The 16,113-nt window shown below is 60.5% G+C and carries 17 protein-coding genes; 11 read left to right on the plus strand and 6 right to left on the minus strand.

The features are described from left to right. Positions 1-51: 51 nt before the first annotated feature. On the minus strand, positions 52-759 hold the full coding sequence (locus DA373_RS02585; RefSeq protein WP_107850791.1) for a tRNA1(Val) (adenine(37)-N6)-methyltransferase: 708 nt from the start codon (positions 757-759) through the stop codon (positions 52-54). A 70-nt stretch (positions 760-829) separates the two neighbouring features. On the opposite strand from DA373_RS02585, the gene srmB reads away from it, so the two are divergent. Next, a complete protein-coding gene (srmB, locus tag DA373_RS02590) occupies positions 830-2,125 on the plus strand; it encodes an ATP-dependent RNA helicase SrmB (protein WP_107850792.1) in 1,296 nt (431 codons plus the stop codon). Between the two features lie 379 nt (positions 2,126-2,504). Here srmB and yaaA read toward each other — a convergent pair whose 3' ends face one another. From yaaA to DA373_RS02610, 3 genes are read right to left on the minus strand one after another with little or no spacing between them, the layout of a single operon-like run. Next, positions 2,505-3,284 (minus strand): peroxide stress protein YaaA, encoded by a 780-nt coding sequence (yaaA, locus tag DA373_RS02600; protein WP_107850794.1) that lies wholly within the window; start codon positions 3,282-3,284, stop codon positions 2,505-2,507. Between the two features lie 7 nt (positions 3,285-3,291). After that, complete coding sequence (locus DA373_RS02605; protein ID WP_107850795.1) at positions 3,292-4,401, minus strand: PilT/PilU family type 4a pilus ATPase; 1,110 nt, start codon at positions 4,399-4,401, stop codon at positions 3,292-3,294. A 26-nt stretch (positions 4,402-4,427) separates the two neighbouring features. Beyond that, positions 4,428-5,462, minus strand: a complete 1,035-nt coding sequence (locus tag DA373_RS02610) for a type IV pilus twitching motility protein PilT (RefSeq protein ID WP_107850796.1) — start codon at positions 5,460-5,462, stop codon at positions 4,428-4,430. Between the two features lie 40 nt (positions 5,463-5,502). On the opposite strand from DA373_RS02610, the gene DA373_RS02615 reads away from it, so the two are divergent. The 9 genes from DA373_RS02615 to mutT all read left to right on the plus strand — a co-directional run bounded on the left by DA373_RS02615 (position 5,503) and on the right by mutT (position 11,340). Next, entirely contained in the window at positions 5,503-6,195 is a 693-nt protein-coding gene (locus DA373_RS02615; protein ID WP_107850797.1) for a YggS family pyridoxal phosphate-dependent enzyme, read from the plus strand. Between the two features lie 10 nt (positions 6,196-6,205). Beyond that, positions 6,206-7,030, plus strand: coding sequence for a pyrroline-5-carboxylate reductase (gene proC, locus DA373_RS02620; RefSeq protein ID WP_107850798.1), 825 nt, complete (start codon positions 6,206-6,208; stop codon positions 7,028-7,030). 9 nt (positions 7,031-7,039) lie between these two features. Then, positions 7,040-7,591 (plus strand): YggT family protein, encoded by a 552-nt coding sequence (locus DA373_RS02625; RefSeq protein WP_107850799.1) that lies wholly within the window; start codon positions 7,040-7,042, stop codon positions 7,589-7,591. Positions 7,592-7,680: 89 nt separating this feature from the next. Then, the gene (locus DA373_RS02630) at positions 7,681-8,094 is read left to right on the plus strand and encodes a DUF4426 domain-containing protein (protein WP_107850800.1); all 414 of its coding nucleotides are present in this window, start codon (positions 7,681-7,683) and stop codon (positions 8,092-8,094) included. Between the two features lie 93 nt (positions 8,095-8,187). Then, positions 8,188-8,826 (plus strand): XTP/dITP diphosphatase, encoded by a 639-nt coding sequence (locus tag DA373_RS02635; RefSeq protein ID WP_107850801.1) that lies wholly within the window; start codon positions 8,188-8,190, stop codon positions 8,824-8,826. Then, complete coding sequence (hemW, locus tag DA373_RS02640; protein ID WP_107850802.1) at positions 8,820-9,965, plus strand: radical SAM family heme chaperone HemW; 1,146 nt, start codon at positions 8,820-8,822, stop codon at positions 9,963-9,965. Before DA373_RS02635 ends, hemW begins: the two co-directional genes overlap by 7 nt. A 49-nt stretch (positions 9,966-10,014) precedes the next feature. Then, positions 10,015-10,749: a cell division protein ZapD gene (gene zapD / locus DA373_RS02645; RefSeq protein WP_107850803.1), complete on the plus strand. Its 735-nt coding sequence runs from the start codon at positions 10,015-10,017 to the stop codon at positions 10,747-10,749. Continuing rightward, positions 10,746-10,937, plus strand: a complete 192-nt coding sequence (gene yacG, locus DA373_RS02650; RefSeq protein ID WP_107850804.1) for a DNA gyrase inhibitor YacG — start codon at positions 10,746-10,748, stop codon at positions 10,935-10,937. Before zapD ends, yacG begins: the two co-directional genes overlap by 4 nt. Then, the gene (gene mutT, locus DA373_RS02655) at positions 10,927-11,340 is read left to right on the plus strand and encodes an 8-oxo-dGTP diphosphatase MutT (RefSeq protein ID WP_107850805.1); all 414 of its coding nucleotides are present in this window, start codon (positions 10,927-10,929) and stop codon (positions 11,338-11,340) included. Before yacG ends, mutT begins: the two co-directional genes overlap by 11 nt. Before the next feature lie 60 nt (positions 11,341-11,400). Here mutT and parC read toward each other — a convergent pair whose 3' ends face one another. Next, a complete protein-coding gene (gene parC / locus DA373_RS02660; RefSeq protein WP_107850806.1) occupies positions 11,401-13,647 on the minus strand; it encodes a DNA topoisomerase IV subunit A in 2,247 nt (748 codons plus the stop codon). Between the two features lie 13 nt (positions 13,648-13,660). Further along, on the minus strand, positions 13,661-15,556 hold the full coding sequence (gene parE / locus DA373_RS02665) for a DNA topoisomerase IV subunit B (protein ID WP_107850807.1): 1,896 nt from the start codon (positions 15,554-15,556) through the stop codon (positions 13,661-13,663). A 378-nt stretch (positions 15,557-15,934) separates the two neighbouring features. Between parE and DA373_RS16610 the strand changes: the two genes are divergently transcribed. Continuing rightward, positions 15,935-16,113: transposase (locus DA373_RS16610; RefSeq protein ID WP_157953674.1), on the plus strand; the 179-nt coding region annotated here is incomplete at its 3' end.

The raw sequence follows: 16,113 nt of genomic DNA on the forward strand, positions 1-16,113 counted from the left end.
CCCGAGCTGAGCAGTAGCATAATGATGTGAAAATTATCTTCAATGCAAAATTTACATCTTAAGATAGAAGGGCGACACCATACCTTTGTATATGTTGCCGTATTCGCCTTCTGCAGTATTTATGACAATTTCATCTTCTATTACACAGTTTTTGATCCTGCCAAAGCGCAGCAAAAAACGCGCCGGGGTTTTGCCCTCTTTCGTGATCACCTTCTGCTGTTCCAGCAAAAACAAGCCATTTGAGTCTGCCTGTGCCAGCGCCTCATCCCTCGCCTGCCAGGGCAGCACCAGACAGATCTGTCCGTTTTCGCTCAGCAACCGGCTGCAGTGAACAAACAGATCGGCCAGGCTCAGGCTGCCGCCGTGGCGGGCGCTGGCCCGGGCGGCGCAGTCAAAGGTCTGCCCCGGTGTGAAATAGGGCGGGTTGGACACGACAAGATCAAAGGGCGAGGCCTCAAACCGCTGCAGGGCGCCCCGGGCTATGCTTATCTGCCCGGGCCAGGGCGAGGCCGCCACATTGTCGGCGGCCTGAATCGCCGCCGCCTCATCCAGCTCCAGGCCGGTAATATGCACGCCGTCACCGGCCCGCTGGGCCAGCATCAAGGCCACCAGTCCGGAGCCGGTACCCACGTCCAGAACGCGTTTCGCCTGCTGCAGGGGCGCCCAGGCGCCGAGCAAAATGCCGTCTGTGCCCACCTTCATGGCACAACGGTCGTGGTTGATATGAAATTGCTTAAAGGTAAAACCGCGCCCGGCCATGGTGATCCCGTGAGTATTTTGGTGGAAGTTCGCCTATAATACTCGGCCATTTTGGCTGACGGAATTGAACATGAGCAGTATGACCTTTGAGCAACTGGAGCTGGACCCCATTCTGGTTCGCGCCCTGGCCCGCATGGGCTATGCCAGACCCACCACCATTCAGAGCCAGGTCATACCCGAAGCCATGAGCGGCCGGGACATTATGGCCTCGGCCCCCACCGGCACCGGCAAGACCGCGGCCTTTCTGCTGCCCGCCTGCCAGCACCTGCTCGACTTTCCCCGTCGCCAGGCCGGTCCGGCCCGGGTGCTGGTGCTCACGCCCACCCGGGAGCTGGCCAAACAGATTGCCGACGACGCCAAGGCCCTGCTGAAAGATACCGGCCTGCGGGTGGAAACCATCACCGGCGGCGTCAATGCCGAAAAGCACCTGCCGGCCCTGACCAAGACCACCGACATCGTGGTGGCCACCCCCGGCCGGCTGCTGCAATACATAGACGAAGAGTCCTTTGACAGCCGCGATATTGAAATGCTGATCCTGGACGAAGCCGATCGCATGCTCGACATGGGCTTTATTCAGGATGTGGACCGCATTGCCGCCGAGGCCCGCTGGCGTCGCCAGACCATGCTGTTTTCCGCCACCCTGGAAGGCCGGGGCCTGATGAAGTTTGCCGCCGATATTCTCAAGGAGCCGGTGGAGCTGTCTGCCGAGCCGCCCCGCAGCGAGCGCAAGAAGATCAACCAGTGGCTGCACCTGGCCGACGATGCCGAGCACAAGTTCGCCCTGCTGCTGCACCTGCTGCGCCAGCCCGATGTGACCCGCAGCATCGTCTTTGTCAAAACCCGGGACCGGCTGATGGAGCTGGCCAGCCGGCTGCAGCAGGAAGGGCTGGACAACGCCTGGCTGCGCGGCGAGATGGATCAGGACAAGCGTTTTGAGGCCCTGCGCCGCTTTCGCAACGGCAAGGTCAACATTCTGGTGGCCACCGACGTGGCCGCCCGGGGCATCGACCTGCCCGAGGTCAGCCATGTGATCAACTACGACATGCCGCGCACCGCCGATGTCTATGTGCACCGCATCGGCCGCACCGGCCGCGCCGGCCGCAAGGGCATTGCCATCAGCCTGGTGGAAGCCCACGACATGGACATGGTGGCGAAGGTGGAGCGTTATACCGATCAGAGGCTCAAGCGCCGCATCATCGATGAGCTGCGTCCCAAACACAAGGAAGCGGCGGTCACGGTGCGCAAGAAGAAAGAGTCCGACGGCAAGGGCAAAAAGGCCACTCAACCCAAGAAGAAAAGCCGTCTGCGCGACCAAAAGGCCAAGGGCCAGCCGCGCTGGCTGAAGAACAAGCAGGACAAGGAATAAGTCCGCTCCGTTCATGCCGCTTGTCGTCACCCGCTATACTGGCGGTAACCCTGTTTACGAAAGGAGTCGAGGACGATGGCACATTCACAGACACAAGCGCCGGACAATGAAACAGCGCGCGTACAGGAACGGCGCATGACAGAGCGCCGTGACATTGTCGACCGCCGGGCCAAAGTACGCTGGGAGCCGGAAAAGCCTGACCGGCGCCAGTCATACGGCCGTCGCCAAGACGATCCGGCCCCGGAGTGGCAATAAAAAAAACCGGCCCAGAGGGCCGGAAACAAAAGAGAGAGTCAAAAAGGGAATTGCTGAAACTCAGTAGACACATCCTTATAGAGAGGCGGCAGCAGGGAAAGGTTCCCGCCCTTTTTCACTTTTTTCAGACATTTTGCTCTTCCCGCCTGAACACCAGCTCGGTAGCGGTCGACTCGCTTTCAACGAAGTAGTAACCGTCCACATCAAAGGTGGTCAGCTGACTGACTTCGCTCAGGCGGTTTTCAATGATGTAACGGGCCATCATGCCCCGTGCCTTTTTGGCGTAAAAACTGATGACCTTGTACTGGCCGTTTTTGCAGTCCCTGAACACAGGCGTCACTATCTGCCCTTCCAGCTGCTTTGGCTTCACCGCCTTGAAGTACTCGTTGGACGCCAGGTTTACCAGCACATTGTCGCCCTGTTCCGCCATGGCCTTGTTCAGGGCATCGGTGATGATATTGCCCCAGAACGCATACAGATCCTTGCCTCTGGCGTTATCGAGCTTCGTGCCCATTTCCAGGCGGTAAGGCTGCATCAGATCCAGCGGCCGCAACACCCCATACAGGCCCGACAGCATGCGCAGATGCTGTTGCGCAAAGGCAAAGTCGTCCCGGCTCAGGGTTTCGGCGTCGAGCCCGGTATACACATCCCCCTTAAAGGCCAGCAGCGCCTGCTTGGCATTATCAGGCGTAAATTCAGGTTGCCAGTCGGCAAAGCGGGCGGCGTTCAGCCCCGCCAGCTTGTCACTGATCTTCATCAGTTTACCGATCTCCGCCGGGGTCAGTTTCCGGGCCCGCTCAATCAGCTCGGCCGAATGTTCCAGCAGCTCGGGCTGAGTGTAGTCGGCGATCACCGGCGGCGTGTCGTAGTCCAGGGTCTTGGCGGGAGACACCACTATCAGCATAGGATCCTCAGGATTCGATGGTTACGTTGTCAAACAGGCCGGAGTCGAGCCCGCCGCCGCCCTGCAGCTTGATCATCAGCCGCAGATCGTTGGGGGAGTCGGCATAGGCCAGGGCTTCGGTGTAGCCTATATGCTGCTGGCTGTAGAGATCAAACAGCGCCTGGTCAAAGGTTTGCATACCCACTTCCCGGGACCTGGCCATGATGTCCTTGAGCCGGTGCATGTCACCCTGGCGGATCACATCCGCCACCGTGGGCGTGTTCAGCAATATTTCAATGGCGCCCCGGCGCTGGTTGCCATCCCGGGTGGGTATGAGCTGCTGGGCCACAATGGCCTTGAGGTTGAACGACAGATCAAACTGCAGCTGGCGGTGCTTGTTTTCCGGCACCAGATGCATGATGCGGTCAATGGCCTGATTGGCGTTGTTGGCGTGCAGCGTGGCCATGCACAGATGGCCGGTTTCGGCGAACGCCAGCGCATAGCCCATGGTCTCCTCGGAGCGGATTTCACCGATCAGGATCACGTCAGGCGCCTGACGCAACGAGCTTTTCAGGGCGGCATCAAAGGATTCGGTGTCGATGCCCACTTCCCGCTGGGTAATGATTGACTGATCGTGCTGATGCACAAATTCCACCGGATCTTCAATGGTGAGAATATGGCCGCCGGCATGGCGGTTGCGATGGCCGATCATGGCCGCCTGGGTAGTGGACTTGCCCGAGCCGGTGCCCCCGACAAACAACACCAGTCCCTTCTTGGCCATGGCCACCTCACGCAGCACCTCGGGCAGATACAGCTCTTCAAAGGTGGGAATGCGGCTCTCGATGCGTCTGAGCACCATGCCCGCCTTGTCCTGCTGCCAGAAGGCACTGACCCGGAAGCGGCCGTGTTCACCGTCGTGAATGGCGAAGTTGGCCTCTTTCTCCCGGTGATAGCGCTCCCTCCACTCTTCGGTCATGCTGGACTCCACCAGCGCCAGTGCCTCCTGCTCGGTCAGGGGATGTGTGCCGACGGGCAACATTTTGCCCTGAGACTTGATGGTGGGCGCCACGCCCACCGAGATGTACATGTCCGAACCCTTGAGCTCGCACATTTTTCCCAGTAATGAAGCCAGCTCCATTGCTTTCTCCGCTGCTGAATAAAAAATCAGATACTCTGTGGATCCACCGCCTTGAGCCTGGCATCGGCGGGAGACACCTGGCCGCTGGTGACCAGCCGTTTCAGGGATTGATCCATGGTCTGCATGCCGTGGGACATGCCGGTCTGGATCACCGAATACATCTGCGCCACCTTGTCTTCCCGGATCAGGTTACGGATGGCCGGGGTGCCCAGCATGATCTCGTGGGCCGCCACCCGGCCACCGCCGGTTTTTTTCAGCAGGGTCTGGGAGATCACCGCCTTGAGCGACTCCGACAGCATGGAGCGAACCATGTCCTTTTCGGCGCCGGGAAAGACGTCAACAATACGGTCAATGGTCTTGGCCGCCGACGAGGTGTGCAGGGTGCCAAACACCAGATGGCCGGTTTCGGCGGCGGTCAGGGCCAGACGAATGGTTTCCAGATCCCGCAGTTCCCCCACCAGAATAATGTCGGGATCTTCCCGCAGCGCCGAGCGCAGGGCGTTATTAAAAGACAGGGTATCCCGGTGCACTTCCCGCTGGTTCACCAGACATTTCTTGTTTTCATGCACAAACTCGATGGGATCTTCAATGGTGAGAATGTGCTTGTTGGCGCTGTCGTTAATGTGGTTGATCATGGCGGCCAGGGTGGTGGACTTGCCCGAGCCGGTGGGGCCGGTGACCAGCACCAGGCCACGGGGATATTCGGCGATGCGCTCAAAGATCTCCGGGGCGTTCAGTTGATCCAGGGTCCATACCTCGCTGGGGATCACCCGGAATACCGCTGCTGCTCCCCGGGCCTGGTGATAGGCATTCACACGAAAGCGCGCCAGCCCGGGCAACTCAAAGGAAAAATCGGCTTCCAGATTTTCTTCCAGCTCCTTGCGCTGGCGATCGTTCATGATGTCGTATACCAGCTGGTGCACTTCCCGGTGCTCCAGCACCGGCAGATTGATCTTGCGTACTTCCCCATCCACCCGCAGCAACGGCTGCACGCCGGCAGAGAGGTGCAGATCCGATGCGTTATGCTTTACACTGAACGCCAGTAATTCCGTAATATCCATATTATTCCCCGTCGCTTGAGCCTTAAACGAATTTATTCATATGAGTACTATCGCACAGCATTTGCAAGACGTTCACGCCCGCATGGCCGATGCCGCCAGCCAGGCCGGCCGCTCTCCTCACGATATCACCCTGCTGGCGGTCAGCAAAACCAAACCGGCCGGCGATGTGGAAGCCGCCTTTGCCGCCGGTCAGCGCTGGTTTGGCGAGAATTATGTGCAGGAGGCGGTCGACAAAATCACCACCCTGAAAAAGCGCTGCCCCGATATTGTCTGGCACCTTATCGGGCCGTTGCAGTCCAACAAGAGCCGGCCGGTGGCCGAGCACTTCGACTGGGTGCAGACCGTTGACCGGCTTAAGATAGCACAACGTCTCAATGATCAACGCCCGCCTCATATGCATCCACTCAATATCTGCCTGCAGGTTAACATCAGCGGCGAAGCCAGCAAGTCGGGGCTGTCGCCCGCCGAGGCCGAAGCCCTGGCCGATGAGGTGGCGGCTCTGCCCAGACTGTGTCTGCGCGGCCTGATGGCAATTCCGGAGGCAACCGACAATTCCGACACTCTGCGGGTACAATTACTAGAGTTGAAGCATCTCTTTGATAGAATGAAGAAAAAACACCCCCAGATGGACACCCTGTCAATGGGGATGAGCAACGATCTGGAACTGGCTGTGGCCTGTGGCTCAACCCTGGTACGGGTGGGCACTGCCATTTTCGGCTCCCGCAACCCTTGAGTGATCATTGATGGAACACAGAAAACTCGCCTTTATCGGCGCGGGTAACATGTCGCGCAGCCTGATTTCCGGGCTGATCCAGTCCGGCTACCCCGCCGACCATATTATTGCCGCCAATCCGTCCCGGCCCAAGCTGGATGCGCTTGCCGCCGACTTCGGCATTGCCACCACTCAGAGCAATCTCGAGGCCGCCACCCGGGCCGAAGCAGTAGTGCTGGCGGTCAAACCCCAGATGATGGCGACCATGCTGAGCGAGTTGCGCGCCGCCGGCGCCGACTTTGACGACAAGCTGCTGATCTCCATTGCCGCCGGCATCAGTGTGGCCCGGCTGGAAGAAATGGCCGGTGGCCATAACCGCATTGTGCGCACCATGCCCAACACCCCGTCGTTGCTGGGCCTGGGCATGACCGGCCTCTACGCCAGAGCCCATGTGGAACAGAGCGACCGGGACTACTGCCAGCACATGATGGAAGCGGTGGGCAAGGCGCTGTGGGTAGCCGAGGAAGACGGCATCAATCAGGTGATCGCCGCCGCCGGCAGTGCGCCCGCCTACTTCTTCCTGTTTATGGAAGCCATGGCCAGAGAAGCGGAAAACAACGGCTTTACCGCCGATGAGGCCCGCCTGCTGGTGCAGCAGACCGCGCTGGGCGCCGCCAACATGGTGGCCGCCAATCCGCAGCTGTCTCTGGGGCAGCTGCGTGAACAGGTTACCTCCAGGGGCGGCACCACCGCCGAGGCCATTCGCAGCTTTAACGACAATGGCCTCGGCCGGCTGGTGGCGGACGCCATGGCCGCCGCCGTGGCCCGGGCCCGGGAACTGGAAAGCCAGCTTTAAGGACGCACCATGAACACCGCTTATTATCTGATCAACACCGTTTTCGATCTTTACCTCATGGTGGTGCTGTTGCGCATCTGGCTGCAGCTGGCCAGGGCTGATTTCTACAACCCCTTCAGCCAGTTCGTGGTCAAGGCCACCAACCCGGTACTCAAGCCCCTGCGCCGGCTGATCCCGGGCTTTTTCGGTATCGACATGGCGGCGTTACTGCTGGCGCTGGTGGTGGCCACGGTCAAGCTTGCCCTGTTCAAGGCGATGAACCTGCTGTATGCCGACTGGAGCACAGTGGTACTGGTGGGGCTGATCACCGTGCTGAAAAAGGCCGGGGTCATGCTGTTCTGGATATTGATCATTCGCGCCCTGATGAGCTGGGTGAGCCAGGGCCGAAGCCAGATTGAATATGTTATGTACCAGCTCACCGAGCCCCTGCTGGCTCCCCTGCGCCGTTTTATTCCGCCCATGGGCGGACTGGATCTGAGCATTCTGGTGGCCTTTATCGCCCTTCAGGCCCTGAACTGGCTGATGGGTGATCTGTTTGGTCCGCTGTGGTGGCAGCTTTAATTCATCGAGGCAATCGGGGTGCGCGGCTGGAGAGCGGCGGCGCTCCTGACCTAAACTTTTGGTAACCGCCACAGGAAAAAGGAATCGTTATGTTCAAAGCAATCATCACCGCACTGGCCCTGCTGTTTACCTTTCAGGCTTCGGCCGAGGAAACCCGCATCGGCGACTGGACGGTGCACTACAGCGCCTTTCCTTCCACCTTTCTTTCCCCGGAAGTGGCTCAGAGCAATAATATTGAACGCAGTCGTTACAATGGCCTGCTCAATATTGCCGTGCTCGATGCCGAGGGCAAGTCGGTACAGGTGGCCCTGAACGGCGAAGGCAAGAACCTGCTCGGCAATGTGCGCCGGCTGGAGTTTCAGACCATTCGCGAAGGGGACGCGGTTTATTACATCGCCCAGTATCCCTACCGTAATGAAGACAACGTGCTGTTCACCATCGATATTCGTGGCCCCAAACAGGGCGGCGAACTGACTTTCCGGCATACCTTCTACACAGAGTGAGGTGTCGAGGGTGAGGGGTGAGGAGACAAACCTCATTTTTTACTCCTCCCCCCTTTCCCCTCCCCCCTCACTTATCCCGGTCACGGTGGTATCATGCCCGCTCGCGGTAATCCACAGGAGCGAAAGGTGACCCAACAAATCGTACTGGCCTCCGGCAACGCCAAAAAAGTAGCCGAACTGCAGACCCTGCTGGGCGGACTGGGCATGAGCGTGGTGCCCCAGACCGAGCTGGGCGTGACCGATGCCGATGAAACCGGCACCACCTTTGTGGAAAACGCCATCATCAAGGCCCGCCACGCCGCCAAAGTGACCGGCCTGCCCGCCATTGCCGACGACTCCGGTCTGGCCGTTCAGGCTCTCGACGGCCGCCCCGGGGTTTATTCCGCCCGCTTTGCCGGCCCGAATGCCACGGATCAGCAAAACCTCGAGCTGCTGCTGGAGCAAATGCAGGACGTGCCGGCAGAAAAACGCCAGGCCACCTTCTGGTGCGTGCTGGTGTATATGCGCCACGCCGATGACCCCACGCCGCTGATCTGCGCCGGCCGCTGGCAGGGCGAAATCACCACGGCGCCCCGGGGCGAACAGGGCTTTGGCTATGATCCGGTCTTTTGGGTACCGGAAGCGGGCAAGACTTCCGCCGAGCTGACGCCCGCCGAGAAGAATCGTCTGAGCCACCGGGGCCAGGCCCTGCAACAGCTGCTGCAACTGCTGCAAGAAGCGTATCAATGCTGACCCTGCCGCCCCTGAGCCTGTACATACATATTCCCTGGTGCGTGCAGAAGTGCCCCTACTGCGACTTTAACTCCCATGCCCTGAAGGCCGAGATTCCCGAGCAGGAGTATATAGACGCCCTGCTGGCGGATCTGGACGCCGACCTGCACTTTGCCCAGGGGCGCAAGCTGCACAGCATTTTTATCGGCGGCGGCACTCCCAGCCTGCTGAGCCCCGAGGCCATCGGCCGGTTGCTGGCCGGCGTGCGGGAACGCCTGCCCTTTGAAGACGGTATCGAAATCACTCTCGAGGCCAATCCGGGCACGGTGGAAGCGGGCCGCTTTGGCGGCTTTCGCGAGGCCGGGGTCAACCGTATTTCCATCGGCGTGCAGAGCTTTCAGAACGACAAGCTGGAACGGTTGGGCCGTATTCACGACCCCGACCAGGCCCGCTTTGCCGCAACAGAAGCCGCCAGCGTCGGGCTCAACAGTTTTAATATCGATCTGATGCACGGCCTGCCGGAGCAGCGCCTTGAAGACGCCCTGTTTGATCTCGAGCAGGCCCTGGCCCTGGCGCCACCGCACCTGTCCTGGTATCAGCTCACCATAGAGCCCAATACCCCCTTTGCCTCGCGCCCACCGGCCCTGCCGGAAGACGATATCCTGGCGGAAATTTATGAGCGCGGCCACGAATTGCTGCTGGCTCACGGCTATCAGCAATATGAGGTCTCCGCCTACGCCCGCCCGGGGTTTGAGGCAAAACACAACCTTAACTACTGGCGTTTTGGCGACTACCTCGGCATCGGCTGCGGTGCCCACGGCAAAATCACCCTGCCGCTGGAAGGACGCATTCTGCGCACCGTCAAGGTCAGGCACCCTCGTGGCTATCTGGAGCCGGCCCGCCCCTATCTGGATCAGCACTGGCACATAGCGGCACAGGATCTGTCGCTGGAATACTTCATGAACCGGCTGCGGCTGTTCGAGCCCATTCCCAAGTGTGATTTCACCGCCCTCACCGGCCAGCCCCTTGAACGGCTGAGCGCCCCGCTGGCCGAGGCGCAACGGCTGGAGCTGCTGCAGGATACCGGCACCCACTGGCAGGTTACGCCGCTGGGGCGGCGTTTTCTTAACCGCCTGCTCGATTTGTTTCTTGAGGAGTGAAGCAGTTACACTTGCTGTTATTACTGCCTAACCACAGGCCAAGCAGGTTATGTCATCACTGATTTACGAATTTCCCCTCAATGAAAAGTGCCGCAACTACCTGCGGCTGAGTGAGCTGCTGAAACAGATTGAACAGTGCCGGGCGCTGAATGCCCCCGGTCAGGCCACCGCCCTGTTCAAGGCCCTGCTCGACACCCTGGAGTTGCTGGAACGCTGCGATCTGCGCGCCGATCTGGCGAAAGATCTGGAGCAGCAGAACCAAAAGCTGGAAGCCTGGGCTCGAGTACCCGGGGTGGATGCGGCGGCTCTGCAACAATTTTCCCAAAAGCTGATCTCGATCAGCCAGCAGTTGCCTCGCAGCGCCCGACTGGGACAGACCCTGCGGGAAGACAAGCTGCTTTCGGCGGTACGCAGCCGCTTTGCCATTCCCGGTGGTCTCTGCCCCTTTGATGTGCCTCAGCTACATCACTGGCTTAACCAGCCGGCAGAGCGGCAACAGCGGGATCTGGATGTCTGGGTCGAGCAGCTTGCCTTGCTGAAGGAAGGCCTCAGCCTGCTGCTGACCCTGTGGCGGGAAAGCAGTCAGTTTCACCCCCAGCAGGCCAACGCCGGTTTTTTTCAGGACAGCGCCGAGCACACCGACATGATCCGGCTGCGCCTGCCCATTGAACAGCCCGTTTATCCCGTGGTCAGTGGCAATAAATACCGTTTTACCATTCGTTTTATGCCGGTGGGCAACACCGAGATCGGCAACATCGACTTTGAACTGGCGAGCATTAAATGAGCACAATAACAACCGTCCCCTGCCCCACCTGCGGCACCGCCGTGGAATGGGGGGAGCAAAGCCCCTTTCGTCCCTTTTGCAGCAAGCGCTGCCAGCTGATCGATCTGGGGGAATGGGCCGATGAGGAAAAACGCATACCCGGCGAGCCCGCCTGGTTGCCGGAGCAGGACGGTGAAAATGAGTACTGAGGTTAAAAAGTCGGTGCTGGTGGCGGTAGGCGTGATTGAAAATGCCGCCGGCGAGATTTTTGTCTGCCGCCGGGGCGAGAGCCAGCATCAGGCCTTTAAATGGGAGTTTCCCGGCGGCAAGGTAGAAAGCGGTGAAACCGTGGCTCAGGCCCTGGCCCGGGAGCTGGAAGAGGAAATAGGCATACAGGTTACCCGGTGCGCGCCCTTTATGCGCATTGAGCACGACTATGGCGACAAGCAGGTCACCCTGGATATTCGCAAGGTCAGCGCCTTTACCGGCGAGCCCCACGGCCGCGAGGGCCAGCCCAGCCGCTGGGTGCCGGTGCCAGAGCTGCACCACTACGACTTTCCCGCCGCCAACAGCCCGATAGTGGAAAAACTGCAGAACAATAGTGAGGGGTAAAGGGTGAGGAGTGAGGGGAATCACTTCACCTCACTCCTTTCACCTCACCCCTCACGTTTTTTATTCAATCTCCAGGCTGTCCACCCGTTGCAGGCCGCGGGGCAGAAGGGCGCCGCGGCGACCGCGCTCACCCTGGTAATGGGCCAGATCGGCGGGCTTCAGGGTCAGCTTGCGCTTGCCGGCGTGCAGGGTCACGCTAGCCCCTTCCGGCACCACCGCCAGTTGCTTGATGTAGTCTTCCCGGGCCTGCACCTTGGCCCCGGTAATGCCGATCAGCTTGTTGCCCTTGCCCTTGGCCAGCATGGGCAGGTCCTTCAGCGGAAACAGCAGCATGCGGCCCTCGTTGGTCACCACCAGGCACAGCTCGCTGTCCACCTGTGAAACCGGCACCGGCTTTATCACCTCGCCGCCGGCGGGCACGGTGAGCAGGGCCTTGCCATTCTTGTTGCGGCTCACCATGTCGCCGTAACGGCACACAAAACCGTAACCGGCGTCGGACGCCAGCAGGTAGAGCCGCTCCTCCTCGCCGGCCAGCACAAAGCGGGCCTGCTCTCCCGGACTCAGGCTGCAGCGGCCGGTCAGCGGCTCGCCCTGGCCCCGGGCCGAGGGCAGACTGTGGGCGTCCAGGCCATAGGCCCGGCCTGTGTTCGACAGGAACACCGCCATCTGGTTGCTGCGCCCGGGGGCGGCATCGAGAAAGCCGTCGCCGGCCTTGTAGCTGAGCCCGGCGCCGTCCACCTCATGGCCCTTGGCGGAGCGGATCCAGCCTTTTTCCGACAGCACTATGGTCACCGGCTCACTGGGGATCAGTTCTTTTTCACTCAGGGCTTTGGCTTCCTGCCGCTCCACCAGGGGAGAACGACGGTCGTCGCCGTATTTCTCGGCATCGGCCAGGATCTCTTTCTTGAGCAGGGTGCTGAGGCGGCGCTCGGATCCCAGAATCTGCGCCAGCTTGTCCCGCTCCTTGCTGAGTTCATCCTGCTCGCCACGGATCTTCATTTCCTCCAGTTTGGCCAGGTGGCGCAGCTTCAGCTCGAGAATGGCCTCGGCCTGGGTTTCGGTCAGACCAAAACGGGCCATCAGCACCGGCTTGGGCTCGTCCTCGCTGCGAATGATCTCGATCACCTCATCGATATTGAGGAAGGCGATCAGCAGGCCGGCCAGAATATGCAGCCGGGCTTCCACCTTGTCGAGCCGGTGCTGCAGCCGGTTGCGCACGGTTTCCCGGCGGAACTGCAGCCATTCACCCAGAATGCGATCCAGGGTTTTCACCTGAGGCCGGTTATCCAGCCCCAGCATATTGAGATTGACCCGGTAGTTCTTCTCCAGATCCGTGCTGGCGAACAGGTGCTGCATCAGCTGCTCTACATCCACCCGGTTGGAGCGGGGAATGATCACCAGCCGGGTCGGGTTCTCGTGATCCGACTCGTCCCGCAGATCCGCCACCATGGGCAGCTTCTTGGCCTGCATCTGGCCGGCGATCTGCTCCAGGATCTTGGCTCCGCTGGCCTGATGGGGCAGCGCGGTAATAACGATATCGCCCTGCTCCTGATGGTAGACGGCGCGCATTTTGATGCTGCCCTTGCCGGTTTCATAGATTTTCTGAATATCGGCTCTGGGGGTAATGATCTCGGCCCGGGTCGGATAATCGGGTCCGGCCACGTGTTCCATCAGCTCGGTGACCGTGGCCTTGGGGTGGTCCAGCAGGTGCACACAGGCACTGGCCAGCTCCCGGGCGTTGTGGGGCGGAATGTCGGTGGCCATGCCCACGGCAATGCCGGTGACGCCGTTCAGCAGAATATGCGGCAACCGGGCCGGCAGCATGCGCGGCTCTTTCATGGTGCCGTCGAAGTTCGGGATCCACTCCACCGTGCCCTGCCCCAGTTCGCTCAGCAGCAGCTCGGAGAAGCGCGACAGCCGCGCCTCGGTATAGCGCATGGCGGCGAAGGACTTGGGATCGTCCGGCGCGCCCCAGTTGCCCTGGCCATCCACCAGCGGATAGCGGTAGGAGAAGGGCTGGGCCATCAGCACCATGGCCTCGTAACAGGCGGAGTCGCCGTGAGGATGGTATTTACCCAGCACATCACCCACGGTACGGGCGGATTTCTTGTGCTTGGACAGGGCCGACAGCCCCAGCTCGCTCATGGCGTAGATAATACGGCGCTGTACCGGCTTGAGGCCGTCGCCGATGTGCGGCAGGGCCCGGTCCATGATCACGTACATGGAGTAGTTGAGGTAGGCCTGCTCGGTAAAGGTGTGCAGCGGCTGGCGCTCCACCCCTTCCATGGTAAAGTCTTGATTGCTCATTGTATTGTTATCCTCAGGCCAGGGGGTCGACCATATTGCCCTTGGTTTCCAGCCATTCCCGGCGATCGCCGGCGCGCTTTTTGGACAACAGCATGTCCATCAGCTTTTCGGTAGCCTCGGCGTCGTCCACGGTCAGCTGCACCAGACGGCGGGTGTTGGGATCCAGGGTGGTTTCCCGCAGCTGCTTGGGGTTCATCTCACCCAGACCTTTAAAGCGGGTGACCTGCACCTTGCCCTTTTTCTTCTCGGCACGAATGCGCTCGAGCACGCCGTCGCGCTCGTCTTCATCCAGGGCGTAGAACACTTCCTTGCCCACATCGATGCGGTAAAGCGGCGGCATGGCCACAAATACATGTCCCGCCGCCACCAGATGGCGAAAGTGACGCACAAACAGGGCGCACAGCAGGGTGGCGATGTGCAGACCGTCGGAGTCGGCGTCGGCGAGAATGCACACCTTGCCATAGCGCAGACCGGACAGGTCGTCCGAGTCCGGATCCAGGCCGATGGCCACCGAGATGTCGTGCACCTCCTGAGAAGCCAGCACCTGGCCGGACTCCACTTCCCAGGTATTAAGAATTTTCCCACGCAGAGGCATAATGGCCTGAAATTCCCGGTCCCGAGCCTGTTTGGCGCTGCCGCCGGCCGAGTCCCCTTCCACCAGAAACAGCTCGCCCTGCAGCGGATCGGAGCAGGCGCAGTCGGTGAGCTTGCCGGGCAGCGCCGGGCCCTGAGTGACCTTCTTGCGCACCACCTTTTTGGCCTGGCGCAGCCGGCGCTGGGCGCTGCTGATGCACAGCTCGGCCAGTTGCTCGGCCAGCTCGATATGCTGGTTCAGCCACAGGCTGAAGGCGTCCTTCACCACCCCGGAGACAAAGGCCGCGCACTGGCGCGACGACAGCCGCTCCTTGGTCTGGCCGGCAAACTGGGGATCCTGAATTTTCACCGACAGAATATAGGCGCAGCGCTCCCAGATATCGTCCGGGGTCAGTTTCACGCCCCGGGGCAGCAGGTTGCGGAATTCGCAGAATTCGCGCATGGCATCCAGTAGCCCCTGGCGCAGACCGTTAACGTGGGTGCCGCCTTGGGCCGTGGGGATCAGGTTGACGTAGCTTTCCCCCAGAGTTTCGCCCCCTTCCGGCAGCCAGCACAGGGCCCAGTCCGCCGCCGAATGCTCGGCGGAGAAGCTGCCGGTAAAGGGCGCTTCCGGCAGGCAGGGATAGTCCTTGACCGCTTCCACCAGATAGTCCTTGAGACCATCCTCGTAGCACCACTCCAGGGATTCCTTGTTGACCTTGTCGTCAAAGCGAATGGTCAGCCCGGGGCACAGTACCGCCTTGGCTCGCAGCAGGTGCCGGAGCCGGGTGGCGGAAAATCTGGGCGAGTCAAAGTAGCTGCCATCGGGCCAGAACCGCACCCGGGTGCCGGTGTTGCGCTGGCCGCAGGTGCCGGTCACGGTGAGTTCATTGACCTTGTTGCCGTTTTCAAAGGCCATTTCATACACCTGGCCGCCCCGGCGCACGGTCACGTCCACCCTAGTACTCAGGGCGTTGACCACGGAGATCCCTACTCCGTGCAGACCGCCGGAGAACTGGTAGTTCTTGTTGGAGAACTTGCCGCCGGCATGCAGCTTGCTGAAGATCAGCTCCACCCCGGAAATGCCTTCTTCCGGGTGAATGTCCACCGGCATGCCGCGGCCGTCGTCGATCACCTCAAGGGACTGATCCTCATGCAGGATCACTTCCACCTTGCGGGCATGGCCGGCCAGGGCTTCGTCCACGCTGTTGTCGATGACTTCCTGGCCAAGGTGGTTGGGGCGGGCGGTGTCCGTATACATGCCGGGGCGACGTCGCACCGGCTCCAGACCATTGAGCACCTCAATGGCGTCGGCAGTATATTGACTCGATGTCATATTGACCTTCGGTAATCAGGGATTATCCGCAGATCTTACTACTCGCAGCCCATTGCGGGAAGCGGGAAGCAAAACCGCCACGCGAAGCATCAGCAGGATTACCTGCGCCGACACGCTTCAGGCCCCTCCCCGGGACGCTCGGCACCTGCCCTCCCTGGCAGGTGACGGTCGGCTCCGGTAATCCTGCTGCTGCTTCATGCAATTCCGGAGCTGGCTGTGAAGGGCCGTAGGTTGGCGATGAGCGCAGCGAATCCCAACATTCCGCAGCCGGCCTGGTGTTGGAATTCGCTACGCTCATTCACAACCCCCCCGTGTCAGGATAGTTGTCGCCTCTTTAAAACCCAATACCATAGACGGAGGGGCGATAAGTAGACATGAATGAATCAGTACCCTGAAGAACGTAGAAACGCCATGATCCGGAAGATGCTGCCTCCGGATTGTCCTTCCATTGCTCAGCTGGCTCGTGATGAGGGAATATCGAAGTGGACCCTGTATGATTGGCGTAAGCAAGCCATTGATGGAGCGCAGAGAATACCCATGCCGGACAAGCCAGCAGA

The sequence above is a fragment of the Oceanimonas marisflavi genome, from assembly GCF_003049725.1.
Taxonomy (GTDB): Bacteria; Pseudomonadota; Gammaproteobacteria; order Enterobacterales; family Aeromonadaceae; genus Oceanimonas; species Oceanimonas marisflavi.

What these genes read in the sequence shown, in the direction of transcription:
- DA373_RS02635 (WP_107850801.1), top strand. Translation starts at nt 8,188, where the DNA reads ATGCCCGCTCGCGGTAATCCACAGGAGCGAAAGGTGACCCAACAAATC.
- srmB (WP_107850792.1), top strand. Translation starts at nt 830, where the DNA reads ATGAGCAGTATGACCTTTGAGCAACTGGAGCTGGACCCCATTCTGGTT.
- hemW (WP_107850802.1), top strand. Translation starts at nt 8,820, where the DNA reads ATGCTGACCCTGCCGCCCCTGAGCCTGTACATACATATTCCCTGGTGC.
- DA373_RS02585 (WP_107850791.1), bottom strand. Translation starts at nt 759, where the DNA reads ATGGCCGGGCGCGGTTTTACCTTTAAGCAATTTCATATCAACCACGAC.
- DA373_RS02610 (WP_107850796.1), bottom strand. Translation starts at nt 5,462, where the DNA reads ATGGATATTACGGAATTACTGGCGTTCAGTGTAAAGCATAACGCATCG.
- zapD (WP_107850803.1), top strand. Translation starts at nt 10,015, where the DNA reads ATGTCATCACTGATTTACGAATTTCCCCTCAATGAAAAGTGCCGCAAC.
- yacG (WP_107850804.1), top strand. Translation starts at nt 10,746, where the DNA reads ATGAGCACAATAACAACCGTCCCCTGCCCCACCTGCGGCACCGCCGTG.
- DA373_RS02615 (WP_107850797.1), top strand. Translation starts at nt 5,503, where the DNA reads ATGAGTACTATCGCACAGCATTTGCAAGACGTTCACGCCCGCATGGCC.
- DA373_RS02625 (WP_107850799.1), top strand. Translation starts at nt 7,040, where the DNA reads ATGAACACCGCTTATTATCTGATCAACACCGTTTTCGATCTTTACCTC.
- mutT (WP_107850805.1), top strand. Translation starts at nt 10,927, where the DNA reads ATGAGTACTGAGGTTAAAAAGTCGGTGCTGGTGGCGGTAGGCGTGATT.
- DA373_RS02605 (WP_107850795.1), bottom strand. Translation starts at nt 4,401, where the DNA reads ATGGAGCTGGCTTCATTACTGGGAAAAATGTGCGAGCTCAAGGGTTCG.
- yaaA (WP_107850794.1), bottom strand. Translation starts at nt 3,284, where the DNA reads ATGCTGATAGTGGTGTCTCCCGCCAAGACCCTGGACTACGACACGCCG.
- parC (WP_107850806.1), bottom strand. Translation starts at nt 13,647, where the DNA reads ATGAGCAATCAAGACTTTACCATGGAAGGGGTGGAGCGCCAGCCGCTG.
- proC (WP_107850798.1), top strand. Translation starts at nt 6,206, where the DNA reads ATGGAACACAGAAAACTCGCCTTTATCGGCGCGGGTAACATGTCGCGC.
- DA373_RS02630 (WP_107850800.1), top strand. Translation starts at nt 7,681, where the DNA reads ATGTTCAAAGCAATCATCACCGCACTGGCCCTGCTGTTTACCTTTCAG.
- parE (WP_107850807.1), bottom strand. Translation starts at nt 15,556, where the DNA reads ATGACATCGAGTCAATATACTGCCGACGCCATTGAGGTGCTCAATGGT.